Source organism: Mesorhizobium sp. WSM4814, assembly GCF_055811595.1.
Genome location: NZ_JBVVQT010000010.1, coordinates 12,455 through 31,342, shown reverse-complemented (window position 1 = coordinate 31,342; position 18,888 = coordinate 12,455). Strand labels below are relative to the sequence as shown.

Here is an 18,888-nt window from a genome sequence, read left to right as displayed (position 1 = left end):
TTCAGGAGTCTTCATTATGCAGGGCATTCTCTATGAGGAACCCTCGGTCTGGCAGTTCTTCTTCGTCACCTGCCTGCTTGGCGGCTGGGCGGCGTGGATGACGGGCAAGGCCTGCGCCCAGACATGGCGCAGCGTCGTCCAATTGTTCGCCTATTTGCTCGGCCTCGGTATAGCCGTAAGGTTCATCCATCACGCGCTGTTCGGCGGCACGATGTTTTCGCTGCACTACTACATCGTCGACACCATCGTCCTGATGATATTGGGCTTCATCGGCTATCAATACACGCGCACCAACCAGATGGTGACACAGTATAGCTGGCTCTACGAAAGAGCATCGCTTTTGAGTTGGAAACCAAAAGGTTGACGTTCATCATTAACGCCTTTTCGCGGATGAATCGGCGTGACAAGTGCCTGAAAATCGGCAAAGTACGCTTTCTGCGAGTAAAGGTGGGCATCGCATGAAAGCATCATCCACGCCCACTCTGTAAATGGGAGCGTTTTACATGAGAAAATCACTTTTGTCCGCCGTCGCCCTGACCGCGCTCGTCGCGTTCAGCGGAAGCGCGTGGGCTGACGTCCTGATCGGCGTTGCCGGTCCGATCACCGGCCCGAATGCCGCCTTCGGCGCGCAGTTGCAGAAGGGCGCCGAACAGGCTGTCGCCGACATCAATGCGGCCGGCGGCATCAACGGCGAGCAGGTCAAGCTCACGGTCGGTGACGACGTCTCCGATCCGAAGCAGGGCATTTCGGTCGCCAACAAGTTCGTCGGCGACGGCGTCAAGTTCGTGGTCGGCCACTTCAACTCGGGCGTTTCGATCCCGGCATCGGAAGTCTACGCGGAGAACGGTATCCTCGAGATCACGCCGGCCGCGACCAACCCGCAGTTCACCGAGCGCGGCCTGTGGAACACGTTCCGTACCTGCGGACGCGACGACCAGCAGGGCAGCATCGCCGGCGCCTATCTCGCGGAGAACTTCAAGGATGCCAAGATCGCGGTCGTCCACGACAAGACGACCTATGGTCAGGGCCTTGCCGACGAGACCAAGAAGGCGATGAACGCTGCCGGCGTGACGGAAGTCATGTATGAAGGCGTCAATATCGGCGACAAGGACTTCTCGGCGTTGATCGCCAAGATGAAACAAGCCGGCGTTTCCATCATCTATTGGGGTGGTCTGCACACCGAAGCCGGACTGATCATCCGCCAGGTGGCTGACCAGGGCCTCAAGGCCACGCTGGTTTCCGGCGACGGCATCGTGTCGAACGAACTGGCCTCAATCGCCGGTGACGCGGTCGAGGGCACGCTGAACACGTTCGGCCCGGATCCGCGTCTGATCCCGGAGAACAAGGAACTGGTCGAGAAGTTCCGTGCGCAGGGCTTCGAGCCGGAGGCCTACACGCTTTATTCCTACGCCGCCATGCAGGCGATCGTGGGAGCCGCCACAGCCGCCAAGTCGAACGATCCGATGGAAGTTGCCAAGGCTCTCAAGGCCAATGGCCCGTTCAAGACCGTGCTGGGCGATCTTTCCTACGACGAGAAGGGCGATCCGACACTGCCTGGTTACGTCATGTACGAATGGAAGAAGGGCGACGACGGCAAATACACCTACGTCCAGAAGATGTAAGCCTGCCGACGACGACAATTTCGGAATGCCCGGCGCCTCGCGCCGGGCATTTTTATGTGTGCCGTTTTACCTTCCTCGGGGCACCTTTGCGCATTCGAGGGAAGGCGCGGCGCTCTACCCAATGAGCGGATTTAAATCGGTTTAATGGCCGTCGCCCGATTTTGTTTGCGCTGCAGCATTTTCGCGTTAATCATGGCGCAGTTCCCCTTCCGTCAGCGTCCGGAGCCTTGTCCTTGGCAATCACGAAGATCCTTGTCGCCAACCGGTCCGAAATCGCCATCCGCGTCTTCCGCGCGGCCAACGAGCTCGGCCTCAAAACCGTGGCGATCTGGGCCGAGGAGGACAAATACTCGCTGCACCGCTTCAAGGCGGATGAAAGCTATCAGGTCGGGCGCGGGCCGCATCTGAACAGGGATATGGGACCGATCGAAAGCTATCTGTCGATCGAGGAAGTGATCCGCGTCGCCAGGCTTTCGGGCGCCGATGCCATCCATCCGGGCTATGGGCTGTTGTCGGAAAGCCCTGAATTCGCCGAAGCCTGCGCCAAGGCCGGCATTATTTTCATCGGACCCAAGCCGGATACGATGCGCAGGCTCGGCAACAAGGTCGCCGCACGCAACCTGGCGATCGAGGTCGGCGTGCCGGTAATCCCCGCCACCGATCCCTTGCCGGACGACATCGGGACGGTGAAGGCGCTCGCCAGGACGATCGGCTATCCGGTGATGCTGAAGGCGTCGTGGGGCGGCGGCGGCCGCGGCATGCGCGCCGTCCGCTCGGAAGTCGATCTCGCCCGCGAGGTGACGGAGGGCAAGCGCGAAGCGAAAGCCGCCTTCGGCAAGGACGAGGTCTATCTCGAAAAGCTGATCGAGCGCGCCCGCCATGTCGAGGTCCAGGTGCTGGGCGACACACACGGCAATGCCGTGCACCTGTTCGAGCGCGATTGCTCGATCCAGCGCCGCAACCAGAAGGTGGTCGAGCGCGCGCCGGCGCCGTATCTCGAAATGTCGCAGCGCGAAGAGCTTTGCGGCTACGCGCTGAAGATCGCGCGCGAGACGAGCTATGTCGGCGCCGGCACGGTCGAGTTCCTGCAGGATGCCGACACCGGCACATTCTACTTCATCGAAGTCAATCCGCGCATCCAGGTCGAGCACACCGTCACCGAGCAGGTGACCGGCATCGACATCGTCAAGGCGCAGATTCATATCCTCGATGGCTTTGCCATCGGCACGGCGGAATCGGGCGTGCCGGCGCAGAAGGATATCAGGCTCAACGGCCACGCGCTGCAGTGCCGCATCACCACGGAAGATCCCGAGCATAATTTCATCCCCGACTATGGCCGCATCACCGCCTATCGCGGCGCCACCGGTTTCGGCATCCGCCTCGATGGCGGCACCGCCTATTCCGGCGCGGTCATCACCCGCTTTTACGATCCGCTGCTGGAGAAGGTGACGGCCTGGGCGCCGACGCCGGCCGAGACCATCGCCCGCATGAACCGGGCGCTGCGCGAGTTCCGTATTCGCGGGGTGGCGACCAACCTCACCTTCCTCGAGGCGATCATCAATCACCCAAGTTTCGCCGAAAATTCCTATACGACCAAGTTCATCGATACGACACCGGAACTGTTCGCGAGCGTGAAGCGGCAGGATCGCGCGACCAAGCTGCTCAACTACCTGGCCGATGTCAGCGTCAACGGCCATCCCGAAACCCGTGGCCGGCCGCAGCCTAAGGCCGATGCGGCGGCACCCATGGTGCCCTACCTCAACGGCAACGTGCCCGATGGCAGCAAGCAGAAGCTCGACGCGCTTGGGCCGGAGAAATTCGCGGCCTGGATGCGCGCATGCAAAGAAGTGCTGGTCACCGACACGACGATGCGCGACGGACACCAATCCCTGCTCGCGACGCGCGTGCGCACCTATGACATCGCCGGCATTGCCGGCACCTATGCACGCGCGCTGCCGCAGCTTTTGTCGCTCGAATGCTGGGGCGGGGCGACCTTCGACGTCGCCATGCGCTTTCTCACCGAGGACCCGTGGGAGCGGCTGTCGCTGGTGCGCGAGGCAGCGCCCAATCTGTTGCTGCAGATGCTTTTGCGCGGCGCCAACGGCGTCGGCTACACCAATTATCCCGACAATGTCGTCCAGCATTTCGTTAAACAGGCAGCAAGCGGCGGCGTCGACCTGTTCCGCGTCTTCGACTGTTTGAACTGGGTCGACAACATGCGCGTCGCCATGGACGCGGTCGGCGCCGAAGGCAAGCTGATCGAAGCAGCGATCTGCTACACCGGCGACATACTCGACCCGGCCCGAGCCAAGTACGACCTCAAATACTACGTCGCGCTGGCCAGGGAGTTGCAGGCGGCCGGCGCCCATATCGTCGCGGTCAAGGACATGGCCGGGCTCTTGAAGCCGAATGCCGCCCGCGCACTGTTCAAGGCGCTGCGCGAGGCGACCGACCTGCCGATCCACTTTCACACGCACGACACGTCAGGCCTGTCGGCGGCGACGGTGCTGGCGGCGGTGGACAGCGGTGTCGACGCCATCGACGCGGCGATGGATGCCCTGTCCGGCAACACCTCGCAGCCTTGCCTGGGCTCGGTCGTCGAGGCGCTGAAGGGCACTGAGCGGGATCCGGGCCTCGACCCGCAATGGATCAGGAACATCTCGTTCTACTGGGAGGCGGTGCGCAACCAGTATGCTGCCTTCGAAAGCGACCTGAAGGGGCCGGCCTCGGAAGTCTACCTGCACGAAATGCCGGGTGGGCAGTTCACCAACCTCAAGGAGCAGGCGCGCTCACTCGGGCTGGAGACGCGCTGGCACGAAGTGGCGCAGACCTATCACGACGTCAATCTGATGTTCGGTGACATCGTCAAGGTGACGCCGTCGTCCAAGGTTGTCGGCGACATGGCGCTGATGATGGTGAGCCAGGACCTGACGGTTGCCGATGTCGAAAATCCGGCCAGGGATATCGCCTTCCCCGACTCGGTCGTGTCGATGCTGCGCGGCGACCTCGGCCAGTCGCCCGGCGGTTGGCCGGAGGCACTGCAGAAGAAGGTGCTGAAAGGCGACAAACCGATCGCCGTGCGGCCCGGTTCGCTGCTGAAAGCTGCCAAGCTCAAGGCCAGCCGCAAGGAGATCGAAGACAAGCTCGAACGCAAGCTCAGCGAGTTCGAATTCGCCTCGTGGCTGATGTACCCGAAGGTCTTCTCCGACTTTACCGCAGCGCAGGAAACTTATGGGCCGGTCAGCGTGCTGCCGACGCCGACCTATTTCTACGGCATGAAGCCGGAGGACGAGATCTTTGTCGACATCGAGAAGGGCAAGACGCTGGTGGTGCGCTGCCTGGCCATCGGCGATGTCGACGAGAAGGGCATGGTCACCGTGTTCTTCGAGCTCAACGGCCAGCCGCGCCGGGTCAAAGTGCCGGATCGGGCGCACGGCGCTTCCGCCGCCAAGGCGCGGCGCAAGGCCGAGCCCGGCAACGAGGCGCATGTCGGCGCACCGATGCCGGGCGTCGTCTCGGCGCTCGCCGTTGCCGCCGGCCAGGCGGTCAAGGCCGGCGACGTGCTTTTGTCCATCGAGGCGATGAAGATGGAGACGGCATTGCATGCCGAGCGTGATGGGGTTGTCGCCGAAGTGCTGGTCAAGACCGGCGACCAGATCGACGCCAAGGATCTGCTGATCGCCTTCGGATGAGACAGAAATGTTGCCCAAGCAGAGTTGTCTGCGTCTGGCGGCAGCCCTTCATGCCGCATCGATAACAGCTTGACCGGTCGCCTCCGGTCGGGCATCGAACCGCTGCAAATTCGCCGCGACGGTTCGTGAGTCGCGGCATGGAAAACGACGCGGAGAAAAAATGGCCGACGACATCACCGAGACCAGCCAGACTGTTGCCGCCGGCCAGCTGCGAGCCTTCATCGAGCGCATCGAGCGGCTCGAGGAAGAGAAGAAGACGATCGCCGACGACATCAAGGAAGTGTTCGCCGAGGCCAAGGGCACCGGCTTCGACACCAAGGCGATGCGGTCGATCATCCGGCTGCGCAAGAAGGACCAGGCTGAGCGGCAAGAGGAGGAAACCATCCTCGATCTCTACAAAGCCGCACTCGGCATGGTGTAAGGCTGGTAACAGCCCTGGGCGCCGGTTGCGCCCGCAACGGGTCGAACCATGAGCGAATTCGACTTTGGCGGCCGCCGCGCCTCTGAGTTCCGCCAACGCGGCTTCTGGACGCTGTTCGCGGAACGGCATCCGGAAGAAAGGCCTCAGATGGCGCGGCGCGGACCCTGGTTCTGGCAGCGCGGGCTGCCCGACTTCGCATTGGTCCTTTCCATGTATGTCGCGCCGGCGCAGAACCATGTCGGCGTCTTCTTCGGCCGCAACGAGAAGTTCGGTGCCACGCAAGCCTGGTTGCGGTTGAAGCCGTTCCAGCCGGCGATCGAAGACAGGTTGAAGCTCAGGCCGGAACAGAGCTGCAAGGGCCTCGGCATCAATTCGCTGTGGCGCGTGAACTGTTTTGCCGAGGACAATTGGCCGGCCATGGCCGACTGGCTGGTGACGGAAGCATCGCGCTTCGAGCGCGCTGTTACCGAGGTGCTGGGCGGGGGTGACGAAGCCGGACCGTGAATTCGCGTCACAGTGGCTTGAGTTAGTTCGGCTTCGCCGTGGCGCGGCCAATCCGATCGAGATGCTGTTGCAGCGCCAGATGGTCGAGCGCATCCATTCGCAGATTGGTAAACAGCGAGATGCGGTTGTTGAGCATGCGATAGGCATCGGCAAAGGCAAGATGCAGTTCGGCTTCGGTGCCGTCTGCCTTGCCTGGGTCCGGTATCGACCAGAGCGCGGTCATCGGATGACCCGGCCAGATCGGACAGGATTCATTCGCGGTGCTGTCGCAAAGCGTGAAGATGAAATTCATTTCCGGCGCGTCGGGCTCGGCAAACTCGTCCCAGCCTTTCGAACGGGCGAAGCTCGTATCGTAGCCGAGGCTTTCGAGCAGCTGCAGTGCGTAGGGATTGACCTCGCCCTTCGGTTGCGAACCGGCGGAAAACGCCTTGAACCTGCCGCCACCCATCCGGCTGAGAATGGCTTCCGCCATGATCGATCGCGCCGAATTGGCGTTGCAAAGAAACAGCACGTTGTAGACATTATCGCTCATCTCAAAACCTCCCTTGGCAGGCGACTGGATGATGGGGGCGGCAGAGTCCGGCAAGGTGTCTTTGCCGAAACGCCGACAAGGGCGACGTAGAAAGGTTTCACGACCGTTTGATGACAATTTGTCAAATCATACGCTTGCCTGGCGATGATCGATTTGCGTTGACAGGCTTGCTGCTTTGGAAATCTCTGCGGCTGTCGAATGAGGGAAAGCCGCGTCGATGAGTGCGCCAGAGACTTTCGAAAGCGAAGACGGCAAGGCAGGCCGTGCGGCGGGTTTCTTCCGCTCGCGCTGGCAAGGCACGGCGCCGCTAGACCGGCTGTTCTGGCGCGATCTTGTCCTTGTCGGCACGGCGATCAACATCGCCGTGTCGGTGCTGGCGCTGATCCTGCTCGGGCTGAAGCTACCGCTCGCTCTCGTTCTGGCGGTGCATTTCGCACCGGTGCCGTACAATTTCTTCCTGACTTTTGCGGTGTGGCGGATCGCCGAGAAAACCGGCGGCGTCAAGGCTTCGCTGATGACACTGGGGGCTGTGCTGTGGCTGATCCTGGTGGTGGTGATCTGACGGACAGTGCTGCCGGCAAAGGCCGGCGGAAGCCGTTGTTTGACAACGTCTGGATTCCAGTCAGGCAGCCGGCTCGAATTTCAGCGCGACCCCGTTGATGCAATAGCGTAGGCCGGTCGGCGGCGGGCCGTCCTCGAAGACGTGGCCGAGATGGCTGCCGCAGCGGGCGCAGTGGCATTCGGTGCGGACCATGCCGTAGCTGCGGTCGACAGTCGTCTCGACCGAACCGGGCACCGGATCGTTGAAGCTTGGCCAGCCGGTGCCGCTCTCGAACTTCAGCTTGGATTCGAACAAGGGCTGGTCGCAGCCGACGCAGGAAAAAGTGCCGGCGCGCTTCTCGTGGAGCAGCGCGCAACTGCCCGGCCGCTCGGTGCCGTGATTGCGCATCACCGCATATTGCTCCGGCGTCAGCCGGGCGCGCCATTCGGCATCTGTTCGGGTAACAGGGTAGGTGTGACTATCCATCTTTGCCTCTTAGCTCATGCTGCTATTGGGCTGCTTTCCCAAGTTCGCCTAAAATAGGCATTTGTTACGGCGTTTGCCCGTATTTCCAATCCTGCCGCGAAGAATTCCTCAGGCGATCGCTGCGAGATACCGCGCAACAGACCTTGCAAATCCCGTCTTTGCATCGCCGATGACGTTCTGGTTCCACCATGCGCCATAGATATGGTCGAACGCGAAAGGCTCCAGTGCCGACGCGATGCGGAGTACCTTCGCCGCATTGAGCGGGATGTAGTTCGGGTAGCTGTACATGAAGCTGACATGGCGGCGGGTTGGCGTCACCTGCAGGATGTCGCCGGCCAGGATGGCGTCGCCGCCGTCGCGCTTCCAGTGCAGCACCTGGCCGCCGGCAAAGTGACCGCCGCAACGGATAAGTGTCAGCGAGGGGTTCAGGGCGCGCGTCTCGCCCTGCCAACTGACAACAGCCGGATGCGGCCGCATGATCCACTTGCGGTCATCGGCATGCAGATAGATCGGCACGCCGCCAAACGCCTCGCTCCACTCGACCATCGCCGAATAATAATGGCAGTGCGAAATGGCGATCGCGATGAGGCCGCCTCGTCGGTTGATTTCGGCCACCGCCTCGTCGCTGACCATCGAGATGCAGTCCCACAGCACATTGCCGTGCGGCGACTGTGCCAGCAGCGCCCGCTGACCGATGGCGAAGCGCGGCTCGATGCCGAAGGCGAGCACGCCGGCGTCGTCCTTCATCACGATCCGATGCCCGGCGGCGAGCTCTTGCGGCGTGATCCAGGCCTGACCCTCCCAGCGCACATATTGCCGCTCGTCCTCGCAGATCGGGCAATGTTGCGGCGGCGCGGCTGCCGCCGCGAACTGGACGCCACATTGCAGGCAGAGGAAACAGGTCGGCCGTCCTGTTTTGCGTGGATCCATTCAGTGCTTCCTTGAAAGCTGCTTCGTCGCGGCCTCGAGCCCGGCGAGCGTCAGCGGAAACATGCGGCCGCCAAAGATGTCGCGGATCATGGCGGTCGAATGGGTAAAACCCCAGTGCTTTTCGCTTTCGGGGTTGAGCCATACCGCGTTCGGCCATTGCTGCAGCAGACGGCCGAGCCAGACGACGCCGGCCTCCGGATTCCAGTGCTCGACCGAGCCGCCGGGATGCGCAATCTCATAGGGGCTCATCGAGGCATCGCCGACGACGATCACCTTGTAGTCCGGACCGTATTTGTGGAGCAGGTCGAAAGTCGAAATCACCTCCGCATGGCGGCGGCGATTGTCCTTCCACACGCCCTCGTAGAGGCAGTTGTGGAAGTAAAAATATTCGAGCTGGCGGAATTCGGCGCGGGCGGCCGAAAACAACTCCTCGACGCTTCTGATGTGATCGTCCATCGAGCCGCCGACATCGAAGAACATCAGCAGCTTCACGGCATTGCGCCGCTCGGGCCGTGTCTGCACGTCGAGATAGCCGTGCTCGGCGGTGGAGTGGATGGTGCCGGGCAGGTCGAACTCTTCCTCGGCGCCTTCGCGCACCCAGCGACGCAAGCGCTTCAGCGCGATCTTGATGTTGCGGGTGCCGAGCTCGACGGCATCGTCGAAATTCCTGAACTCACGCCTGTCCCAGACTTTCACCGCACGGCGGTTGCGGCTCTCATGCTGGCCGATGCGAACGCCTTCGGGATTGTAGCCATAGGCGCCGAAGGGTGAGGTGCCGCCGGTGCCGATCCATTTCGACCCGCCCTGGTGGCGGCCCTTCTGTTCCTCCAGCCGCTTTTTGAGCGTTTCCATCAGCTTTTCGAAACCGCCCAGCGCCTCGACCAGCTTTTTCTCCTCATCGGTCAGGTGCTTTTCGGCAAGCCGCCGCAGCCATTCCTCCGGGATGTTTTCGACGTCGACCGGGTTTTCGCCAGCCAGCGCTTCGACACCCCTAAAGATGTGCGAAAAAACCTGGTCAAAACGGTCGATGTGGCGCTCGTCCTTCACTAGTGCCGAGCGGGCGAGATAGTAAAAACCTTCGACGTCATAGTCGACCAGCCCCGCCTCCAGCCCTTCCAGCAGCGACAGATATTCCCGGAGCGAGACGGGAACCCGCGCAGCCTTCAGTTCGAGGAAGAAGGGGATGAACATCGTCCGACTTCTATCTGTGCCCTTCGATCTTCTCGCGAGCGGCGCTGGCGATGAAGGCGGAACGCGTGAGGCCGCGTCGGCTCTCTTCGGCATCGATTGCCGCCAAGAGACCTGCGTCGAGCGACAGATTCGCTCGGACAGGCCGTCCGGAATCGATCAGCACGGGGATCATCACGGCAGATTCGCCGGCAGCGCTATCGATTTCGCCCAGTCGGAGCAGATCTGGCACCGTGCGCGCGCCGGGCAAGGGCAAGTGCTTCGCCATTCGTGCCTCGGCCCATTCGCGAACGGCGGAGGTCGCATCGGCTATCGCCTCCTCGGGACTTGCGCCACCGCCGTGACATCCGGGAAGATCCGGGACCCGCACTCCCCAGACATCATCTGCGCCGTCGAGAATTCCGACATAGTGCGTCATCATTCCTTCTTAAATCCATCCGGTAAGCCGGGCGATCGACCGTTCGTCACATCAGATCATATTCGATGAAGCCGGTCCTGCGCGCCACGTGGTCGTAGAGCTTGCGCGCGGTGGTGTTGGTCTCGTGCGTCATCCAGTAGACGTTCTTGACGCCGATCTTGCCGGCTTCCTGCTTGACTGCTTCGATCAGGGCGGCGCCGACGCCTTTGCCGCGCACGTCCGGGTCGGCGAACAGGTCCTGCAGATAGCAGTTGTTTTTTTCGGACCAGCAGGAGCGATGGTAGAGGTAATGGGTGAGGCCGACCGCCTTGCCGCCGAGCGTGGCGATGAACCCCTTTGGTTCGAACTCCCCCGCCGTGAAAAGCCGCTTCCAGGTGACCGCGTAGACGTCTTCCGGCAGTTTGGTTTCGTAGAAGGCGAGGTAATCAGTCCACAGACGCTGCCAGTCGGCATGGTCGGATTGTGCGAGTGGGCGGACGGTGATCTCGGTCATTTCATTTCCTTCCGAAGCTTCGGGCCAAGGCTGCCCCGGTGCCCGGACGGCGGCAACGGTCCAGCAACGGGAAAGCGCTGTCCGCCGCATGCCCGGCCCTGCGCTATGGCTTCGGGCGTTCGTCGCTCGAAAAGCCAAATCGTTGGCTTTTCGTCGGCCTTTGGCCGACCGCTCCTCACCCCTGCCTTCTCGCCATAAAGGCCAGCCGCTCGAACAGATGCACGTCCTGTTCGTTCTTCAACAGCGCGCCGTGCAGCTTGGGCAGTGCGTTTTTCGGGTCGCCGCGCAAATCCTCGGGCGCGATATCGTCGGTCACGAGCAGGCGGATCCAGTCCAGTGCCTCGGAGGTCGACGGCTTCTTCTTCAGGCCCGGCACGTCGCGGATTTCGTAGAACTGGGTGAGTGCGGCGCGCACCAGGTTCTGCTTGATGCCGGGATAGTGCACGTCGACGATCCGATGCAGCGTCTCGACGTCGGGAAAGCGGATATAGTGGAAGAAGCAGCGGCGCAGGAAAGCGTCCGGCAGTTCCTTCTCGTTGTTGGAGGTGATGATGACGATCGGGCGCACAGCGGCGCGGATCGTCTCGCCGGTCTCGTAGACGAAGAACTCCATTCGATCGAGTTCCTGCAGCAAATCGTTGGGGAACTCGATGTCAGCCTTGTCGATCTCATCGATCAGAAGCACGACCTTCTTGGCCGTCGCGAAGGCATCCCACAGCTTGCCACGCTTGATATAATTGCTGATGTCGTTGAAGCGCTCGTCGCCGAGTTGGCTGTCGCGCAGCCGCGACACGGCGTCATACTCGTAGAGGCCCTGCTGCGCCCTTGTCGTCGACTTGACATGCCATTCGATCAGCTCGAGACCGAGCGCGGCCGCCACTTGCCTGGCCAGTTCGGTCTTGCCGGTGCCGGGCTCGCCCTTGACCAGCAATGGCCGCTCCAGCGCGATTGCCGCATTGACCGCCACCATCAGATCCTTGTCGGCGACATAGGCCGCCGTGCCTTCGAAACGCATTTTTGCTCCTCGGTTTTCATGGCAACCGTAAGGAGACAGCCCAGCCCATGCAAGGCGCAGCGGCGAGGGCGCGGTGAACCCATGTGCCGCGCAGCTCCCAGGCAGGACCTTGCGACGAATAAAGCCGCCGAACATGGCCGTCTCTCTGGCGCTTGGCCTGCCATCGGCCTATATTGGGCGTGACGGTCTGCGCTTCCCGGCAGGAGAACATTTTCCCCGGGGCCTTAATGATCCCTAGGGAGCTGTCCCTGGGAAGACCCGTGGGTTTTCTCATACGGCGCCCACCTACTTTGTAGGTTCCCGGGATCGCTCTCTCCACCGGTTGTGTGGATCGTCACTTGACGCAAAGGATCCACCCTTCGGTGGATCATGCGGTGGAAAACGTCGCTCCTAAAACTCCATCCAAATCTGACCTTTTCTATCGTCGGCGCATGACATCCTCGAAAGACCTGAAAAGTCAGTTGCGACGCGAAGCACTCGGGCGCCGCGACGCGCTCGATCCGTTCTGGCGGGTGGAGGCAGCGCTCGAAATGGCCGAGACGGCGCGGGACAGCATTGCGATGGAGCCGGGCCAGATCGTCTCCGGCTTCTGGCCGATGCGCTCGGAAGTCGACGTCCGGCCGTTGATGTTCGCCTTGCGCGAAAAAGGTGCACGGCTTTGCCTGCCGGCGATTCTCGACAAGACCACTATCGTCTTTCGCGAACTGGTGCGCGGCGCGCCGATGATCGACATGGGGTTCGGCACCGTCGGGCCGCATGAGGAGGCCGAGGTGCTCGATCCCCAGGTGATGCTGGTGCCGCTCGCGGCTTTCGACGCGCGCGGCCACCGCATTGGCTATGGCGCCGGCTATTACGACCGTGCCATCGCGCGGCTGGTCGACAAGGGGCAGCCGCCGCGGCTGATCGGCATTGCTTTCGACTGCCAGCAGGTGGCGCTGGTGCCGGACGAGCCGCATGACGTGACCATTCCGGAAATACTCACCGAGAGCGGGTTGCGCCGGTTCGCGCCGAAATTGTAGATAAGTTCCTGGACGCATGGTCTTTTCCGGAAGTCATGCAGCTTTTTGCTTCGCTGACCTTCGGTTCGGGATCATGTTTAGATGAGACTTCTCTTCCTCGGCGATATGGTCGGCAAGACGGGACGCACGGCGGTGTGGGAACAACTGCCCGGCCTGATCTCGGATTTCAAACTCGACTTCGTCATCGTCAATGGCGAGAACGCCGCCGGCGGCTTCGGCATTACCGAAGAGATCTTTCGCGAGACGATCTCGGCGGGCGCCGACGTCGTCACAACCGGCAATCATGTCTGGGACCAGCGCGATGCGCTGGCTTTCGCGCCGCGCGAGGAACGCTTTCTGCGTCCGTCCAATTTCCCCAAGGGCACGCCGGGGCGGGGCTCGGGCGTCTACATCGCCAGGAACGGCGCGCGCGTTCTGGTCGCCAACATCATGGGCCGGGTGTTCATGCATCCTGAACTCGACGATCCATTTCAGGCCGGCGAGCGCGAGCTTGCCGCCTGCCCGCTTGGCGAACAGGCCGATGCGGTGGTCATTGATTTCCATGCCGAGGCGACCTCTGAAAAAATGTGCTTTGCGCACTTCGTCGACGGCCGCGCCAGCCTGGTCGTCGGCACCCACACGCATCAGCCGACCGGCGACCACCATATCCTCAACGGCGGCACCGGCTATATCTCAGACGCCGGCATGTGCGGCGACTATGATTCTTCGCTCGGCATGGACAAGGAGGAGCCGCTCAACCGGTTTCTGTCGAAGGTGCCGAAAGGGCGCTTCGAGGCGGCGAGCGGCCCGGCGACTTTGTGCGGCGTCGGCGTCGACATTTCGGATCGCAGCGGCCTGACCGAGCGGATTGCGCCGTTTCGCCGCGGGCCGCGGCTCGAAGAAACCGCGCCCTCGTTCTGGTCATGACATTGATGTAAGCGATTGTAGTACCTAATTGCCGGCAACGCCTGCTTCAGATCGTAAGAGGGGACGACCTCCATGCAGCTCATCGAATTCCTGGCGCCACATTTCGCCTTTGTCTCCGATCCGACTGCATGGGTCGCGTTGCTGACGCTGATCGTGCTGGAGGTGGTGCTCGGCATCGACAATCTGATCTTCATCTCGATCCTGACCAACAAATTGCCGGAGGCGCAGAGGGCCCGCGCCCGGCGAATCGGTATTTCGGCGGCGCTGATCATGCGGCTGGTGCTGCTTGCCACCATCTCGATCATCGTCCAGTTGACGGCGCCGGTATTCACCGCGTTCGGCCACGGGTTCTCCTGGCGCGATCTGATCCTGATCGCCGGCGGCCTGTTCCTCGTCTGGAAAGCGACCAAGGAAATCCACCACACGGTCGATCTCGAGGACCATCAGGACACGATGATCGGCGAAACGCTGCAGCTTTCGCTGGGCGGCGCCGTCTTCCAGATCCTGCTGCTCGACCTCGTCTTCTCGATCGATTCGATCATCACCGCAGTCGGCATGACCGACGAGATCGCCATCATGTACATCGCCGTGATCGTGGCAGTCAGCGTGATGATGCTGGCGGCTGGACCGCTCGCCAATTTCATCGCCAAGAACCCAAGCATCGTCATGCTGGCGCTGAGCTTCCTGCTGATGATCGGCATGACGCTGATCGCCGACGGCATGGGCTTCCATGTGCCGAAGGGCTACATCTACGCCGCCATGGGCTTTTCCGCTCTTGTCGAGGGCCTCAACATGCTGGCGCGACGTCGAAGAAAAGCAAAGGCCGGCGCGGGGCACTGAGTCATCGACGCTTGACTCTTACGGAATTGTACGTACAATATTGTAAATGATGGTGCGGCCTTGCAGTTCGAGTGGGATGCTGAAAAGGCCAGGCGCAATCTTGCCAAGCACGGTGTCGCATTCGATCTCGCAAAAGGCGTCTTCGACGATCCGCTTCATCTCATCGTGCCTGACCGGTTCGAAGATGGGGAGCAACGATGGCATGCGATTGGGATGATCGAGATGTTGGTGGTTTTGCTCGTTGTGCACACATACCCTGATCTCGAAGATGAAGAACGGGTGCGGATTATCGGCGCCCGAAAAGCGACGCCGCATGAAAGGAGGCGCTATGAGCAGGAAGGAGCTTAGCCAGGATCAGCGCGACCAGCTTGCCAAGCTGGCTGATTTGCCTGACGACGAAATCGATACTTCCGACATTCCGGAAGCCCCGACCGAGAACTGGGTTCACGCTCGCCGCGGGCATCTTTATCGGCCGCTCAAGCAACCGGTGACCATTCGGCTCGACGCTGATGTGCTGTCCTGGTTCAAGGAGCACGTCAAGGGTGGCGGTTATCAAACCGAGATCAACCGCGTGCTCCGTCGTCATGTGACGGAGCAGGAAAAACGGCGGTCCTGAGCGCTTCAGCTAAGGGTCCGCACGCCCTTCGGATGACGGTCGCCGATCAGGCCAAGCGTCAAGCCTTGCTCCAACCAGGCCTTGGCGCCGGCGAGCACCAGCGCGAAGCCCTCGGTCGAGCCGATCGCCTGCTTGACCTGCTCATCGGGGCTGCCGGCAAAACCGAAATTGCGAACCTCGACAAAGGTCGCGCCGCCCGGCATCTCGGTAAAAGTCCAGACCACCGTGGTCGGCGGATCGCTCCATTGCATGACGATCTTTTCGTTCCTGACGATCTCGCTGACCGTGACCGGCGTCGAAACGCCATACATCCGCCATTCCCAGCGAACCTCGTTGCCGCTGTCGAGCCTGTCGCTGCCATGGGTGAACCAGAACTTCGTCGTGATCGCCGGATCGACGATGGCTTCGAACACTTCTGCAACCGGCCGTCGGATCAGCATGCCGGCTTCGGCGGTCGGTATCTCACGGATGTCCATTTCGTCCTCCTTCCGAACAGGTCTCCGTCACCAGGCGTCGGGTTCGCGCACCAGGTGAATGATGTTGGCCGGATTGGTGATCCAGCCGCCACGAAAACCTTCGCCGAGCGCCTCGATGGCGTCGCAGCGCACGACACCGGCCTTGGCGAGATGATCGGCGGCGGCCGAAAAATCATCGGTGAACAGTTCCAGCCAGACCTCGGCCTGGCTCAGCATCGGCGCCTCGTCGATCCACAGGCGACTGGGGCCGAGCTCGAATCCGATGGCCGGCGCCTTGGCCGTGAACGGTTTTAGGCCGACGACATCGCGGTAGAAGGCGATCGTCTCCTGGTGTTGGTGGGGCGGCACTTTCATGGCGATGTTGATGCCGCCGGTGATTTTCGTAGCCATTCTTTCCTCCGTCTTCTCAGATATTGTCTTCATTGGCGGGCTTGCCATTCATCTCGCTGCGATAGTAGCCGTCGCGCAAATTGATGCCGTATTCGACATAGGCCTTCATGCAGGCCAGCATCTGCGACCAGCCCTCGCAATTGAGGTAGGACTTCTTCAGGCCGACCGCGTCCTCGTGCCAGCCGGCCTCGGCGATGGTGACGAAGGTGCCGCCGTCGTCCAGCGGCTCGAAATTCATCTCGATGCGCGTCTTGTAGGCCGGCTTGCCGTCGGCGTCGGTGGCGTCCCAGCGCAGCACGATGCGGTTGTCTTTCTCCACCTCGTCGACCTCGACCGGGACCTTGCCCCACCAGACGACCCTGGCGCCGGCCACCAGCGGGGCACTGGCGCCGCCGATGGTGGTGAAATAGCCGCTGAGCTTGTTCGGATTGACGACCGCATCGAAGACTTCGGCAACCGGTTTGCCGATGCGGCCCGAAACTCTGAATCCAAGAGACATATCCACAGCTCCTTCCTTGATCGGATCGATATTATGTTATAAAAACATAACATGTCAAGCAAGGCGCAGGATGACAATGTTTTCAAGGCGCTGGCGCATCCGCGCCGGCGCGCGCTGCTCGACGAGCTGAAGGACGCGCCGCGGACCACCGGCATGCTGTGCGATGCCTTTCCCGACATGGACCGCTGCACCGTCATGCTGCATCTGAAAGTGCTGGAGGAAGCCGACCTGGTGGTGGCGCGGCGCGAGGGGCGCGAACGCTGGAACCATCTCAATGCGCTGCCGATCAAGCAGATCCACGACCGCTGGATCAGCCAGTACGCCACGCATGCGATCAGCATTCTCGACCGGCTGAGATCCGATCTGGAGGAGTGAGCGTTCGCAGGAAAAGCAGCTGGCGGTTGCATGGCCGCACCATCCTTACGGCGCGGCTGGACGAATTGAGCCGATTTATCTATAAGCCGGCCATTCCGAGATAGAGCGCCGTACGTCCATCCGGACGCAGCAGGGACGTTCTGAAATTTTGACTTCGAGCATTTTGGCAAAGGCGAGGTGACTACCTCGCTGCAGGGTGCTCTGCCAAGAAAACGACAGGGGTGCCATGGCTGGCCATTCACAGTTCAAGAACATCATGCACCGCAAGGGCCGCCAGGACGCGGTGCGGTCGAAAATGTTTTCCAAGCTGGCGCGCGAAATAACCGTCGCCGCCAAGAGCGGCACGCCGGATCCGTCGATGAACCCGCGCCTGCGTCTTGCCGTGCAGAACGCCAAGGCGGTGTCGATGCCGAAAGACAACATCCAGCGCGCCATCAACAAGGCGTCGATGGGCGACGCCGAGACTTACGAAGCCGTGCGTTACGAAGGCTACGGGCCAGGCGGCGTTGCGCTCATCGTCGAGGCGCTGACCGACAACCGCAACCGCTCGGCGTCGAATGTGCGTGCCGCCTTCACCAAGGCCGGTGGGGCGATGGGGGAAACCGGCTCGGTGTCGTTCATGTGGGACCGTGTCGGCGAAATCTTCTATCCGGCATCGGTAGGCAGCGCGGAGAAGGTCATGGACGCGGCGATCGAGGCCGGGGCCGACGACGTCCAGTCGGACGAGGAAGGCCACACGATCTATTGCGCCTTCGAGAATCTTGGTGAGGTGTCGAAGGCGCTGGAAGGCGCGCTCGGCGAGGCTGAATCAGTGAAGCCGATCTGGAAGCCGCAGACCAACATTGCGGTCGATGAGGAGCGGGCACAGTCGCTGATGAAGTTGGTCGCCACGCTCGAGGACGATGACGACGTGCAGAGCGTCTACGCCAATTTCGAGGTCGACGACGAGACCATGGCGAAGCTCAGCGCGGCATGAGCACAACTCAACCAGACATGAGCGGAGTTCAGTCCGGCATGAGCACAGCTCAGTCCGAGATACGAGCGGAGCTTAATCTGAGATATGAGCGGAACTCAATCTGACATATGAGCGGAGCTCAATCTGACATGACCGAAAAGCCGTTGCCCCAGGTCCGCATCACCTATTGCGCGCAGTGCCACTGGCTGCTGCGGGCCGGCTGGATGGCGCAGGAGCTGCTGTCGACCTTCGCAACGGATCTGGGCGAGGTCACGCTGGTGCCCGGCACCGGCGGCATCTTCACCATTTCCTGCAACGAGACACTGGTCTGGGACCGCAAGCGCGATGGCGGCTTTCCCGATGCCGCAAGGCTTAAGCAACTGGTTCGCGACGTGATCGATCCGGACCGCGATCTCGGCCATGCCGACCGCAAGAGCGACAAGTCAAAAGACTCTGCCTGACGCAAGGTCTTTTAACTTCCTGCCCTCATTCACCGCCATGCCACGATGAAGCAGGCCAGCGCGACGATGGCGGTGATGGTGCGGACGTGGTTCCACATCACCCAGTCCCTGAGATAGGTGGCCCAAACGGCGGCGCCGTTGGCGCTTGCCGGATCGACGGCGGCCAGCGCGTTGTTGAGCGGCACGTTGAAAATCATCGTCACGATCAGGTTGCCGACGACATAGATCAGGGCGCCGGCGAGAAGCCACAACGAGCCCGGTTGGCCCCAGCCGATGACAGCGCCGACGACGAGGACGAGGCAGATCAGCCCGGTGCCGAAAAGCGCGGTCATGAACAGCGGCGTCACCGCAGTGACGTTGATCGAATTCATGGCGGCGATACCGCCCACGGCAGGCATGCGGGCGAGGCCCGGCATGACGAAGCTGGAGAAGGCGAAGAAGACACCAGCGACGACGCCCGAGCCGAGCGCGGCGATGAAGGTGAGGCTGGGAAGCAGTTTCATGATCAT

25 protein-coding genes and 1 other RNA gene are annotated in these 18,888 nt (G+C 61.8%); 15 read left to right on the top strand and 11 right to left on the bottom strand.

Annotated features, from left to right (window positions below):
- Positions 1–16: 16 nt before the first annotated feature.
- The 5 genes from AC0L2V_RS16880 to AC0L2V_RS16860 all read left to right on the top strand — a co-directional run bounded on the left by AC0L2V_RS16880 (position 17) and on the right by AC0L2V_RS16860 (position 6,239).
- The gene (locus AC0L2V_RS16880) at positions 17–364 is read left to right on the top strand and encodes a DUF6867 family protein (protein WP_027152865.1); all 348 of its coding nucleotides are present in this window, start codon (positions 17–19) and stop codon (positions 362–364) included.
- Between the two features lie 139 nt (positions 365–503).
- The gene (locus tag AC0L2V_RS16875) at positions 504–1,622 is read left to right on the top strand and encodes a branched-chain amino acid ABC transporter substrate-binding protein (RefSeq protein WP_287240313.1); all 1,119 of its coding nucleotides are present in this window, start codon (positions 504–506) and stop codon (positions 1,620–1,622) included.
- Between the two features lie 233 nt (positions 1,623–1,855).
- Positions 1,856–5,314 (top strand): pyruvate carboxylase, encoded by a 3,459-nt coding sequence (gene pyc / locus AC0L2V_RS16870; protein WP_473520657.1) that lies wholly within the window; start codon positions 1,856–1,858, stop codon positions 5,312–5,314.
- Positions 5,315–5,474: 160 nt separating this feature from the next.
- The gene (locus AC0L2V_RS16865) at positions 5,475–5,735 is read left to right on the top strand and encodes a DUF2312 domain-containing protein (protein ID WP_023800031.1); all 261 of its coding nucleotides are present in this window, start codon (positions 5,475–5,477) and stop codon (positions 5,733–5,735) included.
- A 48-nt stretch (positions 5,736–5,783) separates the two neighbouring features.
- Complete coding sequence (locus AC0L2V_RS16860) at positions 5,784–6,239, top strand: hypothetical protein (protein ID WP_473520656.1); 456 nt, start codon at positions 5,784–5,786, stop codon at positions 6,237–6,239.
- A gap of 22 nt (positions 6,240–6,261) precedes the next feature.
- Here AC0L2V_RS16860 and AC0L2V_RS16855 read toward each other — a convergent pair whose 3' ends face one another.
- A complete protein-coding gene (locus AC0L2V_RS16855) occupies positions 6,262–6,771 on the bottom strand; it encodes an arsenate reductase ArsC (RefSeq protein ID WP_473520655.1) in 510 nt (169 codons plus the stop codon).
- Between the two features lie 217 nt (positions 6,772–6,988).
- On the opposite strand from AC0L2V_RS16855, the gene AC0L2V_RS16850 reads away from it, so the two are divergent.
- Positions 6,989–7,333 (top strand): hypothetical protein, encoded by a 345-nt coding sequence (locus AC0L2V_RS16850; protein ID WP_473520654.1) that lies wholly within the window; start codon positions 6,989–6,991, stop codon positions 7,331–7,333.
- A 60-nt stretch (positions 7,334–7,393) separates the two neighbouring features.
- Here AC0L2V_RS16850 and msrB read toward each other — a convergent pair whose 3' ends face one another.
- The 6 genes from msrB to AC0L2V_RS16820 form a co-directional block, all read right to left on the bottom strand.
- The gene (gene msrB, locus AC0L2V_RS16845) at positions 7,394–7,798 is read right to left on the bottom strand and encodes a peptide-methionine (R)-S-oxide reductase MsrB (RefSeq protein WP_027152870.1); all 405 of its coding nucleotides are present in this window, start codon (positions 7,796–7,798) and stop codon (positions 7,394–7,396) included.
- A gap of 108 nt (positions 7,799–7,906) precedes the next feature.
- Positions 7,907–8,728 (bottom strand): MBL fold metallo-hydrolase, encoded by an 822-nt coding sequence (locus AC0L2V_RS16840; RefSeq protein WP_473520653.1) that lies wholly within the window; start codon positions 8,726–8,728, stop codon positions 7,907–7,909.
- On the bottom strand, positions 8,729–9,919 hold the full coding sequence (locus tag AC0L2V_RS16835) for a vWA domain-containing protein (protein ID WP_473520652.1): 1,191 nt from the start codon (positions 9,917–9,919) through the stop codon (positions 8,729–8,731). It lies immediately after the preceding gene.
- A 10-nt stretch (positions 9,920–9,929) separates the two neighbouring features.
- Complete coding sequence (locus AC0L2V_RS16830; protein WP_473520651.1) at positions 9,930–10,337, bottom strand: type II toxin-antitoxin system HicB family antitoxin; 408 nt, start codon at positions 10,335–10,337, stop codon at positions 9,930–9,932.
- 43 nt (positions 10,338–10,380) lie between these two features.
- On the bottom strand, positions 10,381–10,827 hold the full coding sequence (locus tag AC0L2V_RS16825) for a GNAT family N-acetyltransferase (protein ID WP_473520650.1): 447 nt from the start codon (positions 10,825–10,827) through the stop codon (positions 10,381–10,383).
- A 175-nt stretch (positions 10,828–11,002) separates the two neighbouring features.
- Entirely contained in the window at positions 11,003–11,842 is an 840-nt protein-coding gene (locus AC0L2V_RS16820) for an AAA family ATPase (protein WP_287072235.1), read from the bottom strand.
- Positions 11,843–12,023: 181 nt separating this feature from the next.
- On the opposite strand from AC0L2V_RS16820, the gene ssrS reads away from it, so the two are divergent.
- From ssrS to AC0L2V_RS16790, 6 genes are all read left to right on the top strand, one after another.
- A non-coding RNA gene (ssrS, locus tag AC0L2V_RS16815) (6S RNA) lies at positions 12,024–12,179 on the top strand.
- A 94-nt stretch (positions 12,180–12,273) separates the two neighbouring features.
- Positions 12,274–12,861, top strand: coding sequence for a 5-formyltetrahydrofolate cyclo-ligase (locus AC0L2V_RS16810; protein WP_473520649.1), 588 nt, complete (start codon positions 12,274–12,276; stop codon positions 12,859–12,861).
- 81 nt (positions 12,862–12,942) lie between these two features.
- The gene (locus AC0L2V_RS16805) at positions 12,943–13,767 is read left to right on the top strand and encodes a TIGR00282 family metallophosphoesterase (protein WP_023800020.1); all 825 of its coding nucleotides are present in this window, start codon (positions 12,943–12,945) and stop codon (positions 13,765–13,767) included.
- Positions 13,768–13,839: 72 nt separating this feature from the next.
- Positions 13,840–14,607: a TerC family protein gene (locus AC0L2V_RS16800; protein WP_473492175.1), complete on the top strand. Its 768-nt coding sequence runs from the start codon at positions 13,840–13,842 to the stop codon at positions 14,605–14,607.
- 60 nt (positions 14,608–14,667) lie between these two features.
- Entirely contained in the window at positions 14,668–14,955 is a 288-nt protein-coding gene (locus tag AC0L2V_RS16795; RefSeq protein ID WP_292409941.1) for a BrnT family toxin, read from the top strand.
- Entirely contained in the window at positions 14,936–15,223 is a 288-nt protein-coding gene (locus AC0L2V_RS16790) for a BrnA antitoxin family protein (RefSeq protein WP_473520648.1), read from the top strand. Before AC0L2V_RS16795 ends, AC0L2V_RS16790 begins: the two co-directional genes overlap by 20 nt.
- A 5-nt stretch (positions 15,224–15,228) precedes the next feature.
- Here AC0L2V_RS16790 and AC0L2V_RS16785 read toward each other — a convergent pair whose 3' ends face one another.
- From AC0L2V_RS16785 to AC0L2V_RS16775, 3 genes are read right to left on the bottom strand one after another with little or no spacing between them, the layout of a single operon-like run.
- Positions 15,229–15,699 (bottom strand): SRPBCC family protein, encoded by a 471-nt coding sequence (locus AC0L2V_RS16785; protein ID WP_473520647.1) that lies wholly within the window; start codon positions 15,697–15,699, stop codon positions 15,229–15,231.
- Positions 15,700–15,726: 27 nt separating this feature from the next.
- Positions 15,727–16,089 (bottom strand): VOC family protein, encoded by a 363-nt coding sequence (locus tag AC0L2V_RS16780; protein ID WP_473520646.1) that lies wholly within the window; start codon positions 16,087–16,089, stop codon positions 15,727–15,729.
- A gap of 16 nt (positions 16,090–16,105) precedes the next feature.
- On the bottom strand, positions 16,106–16,588 hold the full coding sequence (locus tag AC0L2V_RS16775) for an SRPBCC domain-containing protein (RefSeq protein WP_473520645.1): 483 nt from the start codon (positions 16,586–16,588) through the stop codon (positions 16,106–16,108).
- Between the two features lie 51 nt (positions 16,589–16,639).
- Between AC0L2V_RS16775 and AC0L2V_RS16770 the strand changes: the two genes are divergently transcribed.
- The 3 genes from AC0L2V_RS16770 to AC0L2V_RS16760 all read left to right on the top strand — a co-directional run bounded on the left by AC0L2V_RS16770 (position 16,640) and on the right by AC0L2V_RS16760 (position 18,379).
- Entirely contained in the window at positions 16,640–16,963 is a 324-nt protein-coding gene (locus AC0L2V_RS16770; RefSeq protein ID WP_023800015.1) for an ArsR/SmtB family transcription factor, read from the top strand.
- Positions 16,964–17,189: 226 nt separating this feature from the next.
- Positions 17,190–17,939, top strand: coding sequence for a YebC/PmpR family DNA-binding transcriptional regulator (locus AC0L2V_RS16765; protein WP_023800014.1), 750 nt, complete (start codon positions 17,190–17,192; stop codon positions 17,937–17,939).
- A 128-nt stretch (positions 17,940–18,067) separates the two neighbouring features.
- On the top strand, positions 18,068–18,379 hold the full coding sequence (locus AC0L2V_RS16760) for an Rdx family protein (RefSeq protein WP_473520644.1): 312 nt from the start codon (positions 18,068–18,070) through the stop codon (positions 18,377–18,379).
- 29 nt (positions 18,380–18,408) lie between these two features.
- Here AC0L2V_RS16760 and AC0L2V_RS16755 read toward each other — a convergent pair whose 3' ends face one another.
- Positions 18,409–18,888 carry an anthrone oxygenase family protein gene (locus AC0L2V_RS16755; RefSeq protein ID WP_128181530.1) on the bottom strand — a complete coding sequence of 160 codons (480 nt, stop codon included), beginning with the start codon at positions 18,886–18,888 and terminating at the stop codon, positions 18,409–18,411.

What these genes read in the sequence shown, in the direction of transcription:
- AC0L2V_RS16880 (WP_027152865.1), top strand. Translation starts at nt 17, where the DNA reads ATGCAGGGCATTCTCTATGAGGAACCCTCGGTCTGGCAGTTCTTCTTC.
- AC0L2V_RS16875 (WP_287240313.1), top strand. Translation starts at nt 504, where the DNA reads ATGAGAAAATCACTTTTGTCCGCCGTCGCCCTGACCGCGCTCGTCGCG.
- AC0L2V_RS16865 (WP_023800031.1), top strand. Translation starts at nt 5,475, where the DNA reads ATGGCCGACGACATCACCGAGACCAGCCAGACTGTTGCCGCCGGCCAG.
- AC0L2V_RS16860 (WP_473520656.1), top strand. Translation starts at nt 5,784, where the DNA reads ATGAGCGAATTCGACTTTGGCGGCCGCCGCGCCTCTGAGTTCCGCCAA.
- AC0L2V_RS16855 (WP_473520655.1), bottom strand. Translation starts at nt 6,771, where the DNA reads ATGAGCGATAATGTCTACAACGTGCTGTTTCTTTGCAACGCCAATTCG.
- AC0L2V_RS16850 (WP_473520654.1), top strand. Translation starts at nt 6,989, where the DNA reads ATGAGTGCGCCAGAGACTTTCGAAAGCGAAGACGGCAAGGCAGGCCGT.
- msrB (WP_027152870.1), bottom strand. Translation starts at nt 7,798, where the DNA reads ATGGATAGTCACACCTACCCTGTTACCCGAACAGATGCCGAATGGCGC.
- AC0L2V_RS16840 (WP_473520653.1), bottom strand. Translation starts at nt 8,728, where the DNA reads ATGGATCCACGCAAAACAGGACGGCCGACCTGTTTCCTCTGCCTGCAA.
- AC0L2V_RS16835 (WP_473520652.1), bottom strand. Translation starts at nt 9,919, where the DNA reads ATGTTCATCCCCTTCTTCCTCGAACTGAAGGCTGCGCGGGTTCCCGTC.
- AC0L2V_RS16830 (WP_473520651.1), bottom strand. Translation starts at nt 10,337, where the DNA reads ATGATGACGCACTATGTCGGAATTCTCGACGGCGCAGATGATGTCTGG.
- AC0L2V_RS16825 (WP_473520650.1), bottom strand. Translation starts at nt 10,827, where the DNA reads ATGACCGAGATCACCGTCCGCCCACTCGCACAATCCGACCATGCCGAC.
- AC0L2V_RS16820 (WP_287072235.1), bottom strand. Translation starts at nt 11,842, where the DNA reads ATGCGTTTCGAAGGCACGGCGGCCTATGTCGCCGACAAGGATCTGATG.
- AC0L2V_RS16810 (WP_473520649.1), top strand. Translation starts at nt 12,274, where the DNA reads ATGACATCCTCGAAAGACCTGAAAAGTCAGTTGCGACGCGAAGCACTC.
- AC0L2V_RS16805 (WP_023800020.1), top strand. Translation starts at nt 12,943, where the DNA reads ATGAGACTTCTCTTCCTCGGCGATATGGTCGGCAAGACGGGACGCACG.
- AC0L2V_RS16800 (WP_473492175.1), top strand. Translation starts at nt 13,840, where the DNA reads ATGCAGCTCATCGAATTCCTGGCGCCACATTTCGCCTTTGTCTCCGAT.
- AC0L2V_RS16790 (WP_473520648.1), top strand. Translation starts at nt 14,936, where the DNA reads ATGAGCAGGAAGGAGCTTAGCCAGGATCAGCGCGACCAGCTTGCCAAG.
- AC0L2V_RS16785 (WP_473520647.1), bottom strand. Translation starts at nt 15,699, where the DNA reads ATGGACATCCGTGAGATACCGACCGCCGAAGCCGGCATGCTGATCCGA.
- AC0L2V_RS16780 (WP_473520646.1), bottom strand. Translation starts at nt 16,089, where the DNA reads ATGGCTACGAAAATCACCGGCGGCATCAACATCGCCATGAAAGTGCCG.
- AC0L2V_RS16775 (WP_473520645.1), bottom strand. Translation starts at nt 16,588, where the DNA reads ATGTCTCTTGGATTCAGAGTTTCGGGCCGCATCGGCAAACCGGTTGCC.
- AC0L2V_RS16770 (WP_023800015.1), top strand. Translation starts at nt 16,640, where the DNA reads ATGTCAAGCAAGGCGCAGGATGACAATGTTTTCAAGGCGCTGGCGCAT.
- AC0L2V_RS16765 (WP_023800014.1), top strand. Translation starts at nt 17,190, where the DNA reads ATGGCTGGCCATTCACAGTTCAAGAACATCATGCACCGCAAGGGCCGC.
- AC0L2V_RS16760 (WP_473520644.1), top strand. Translation starts at nt 18,068, where the DNA reads ATGACCGAAAAGCCGTTGCCCCAGGTCCGCATCACCTATTGCGCGCAG.
- AC0L2V_RS16755 (WP_128181530.1), bottom strand. Translation starts at nt 18,888, where the DNA reads ATGATCATGAAACTGCTTCCCAGCCTCACCTTCATCGCCGCGCTCGGC.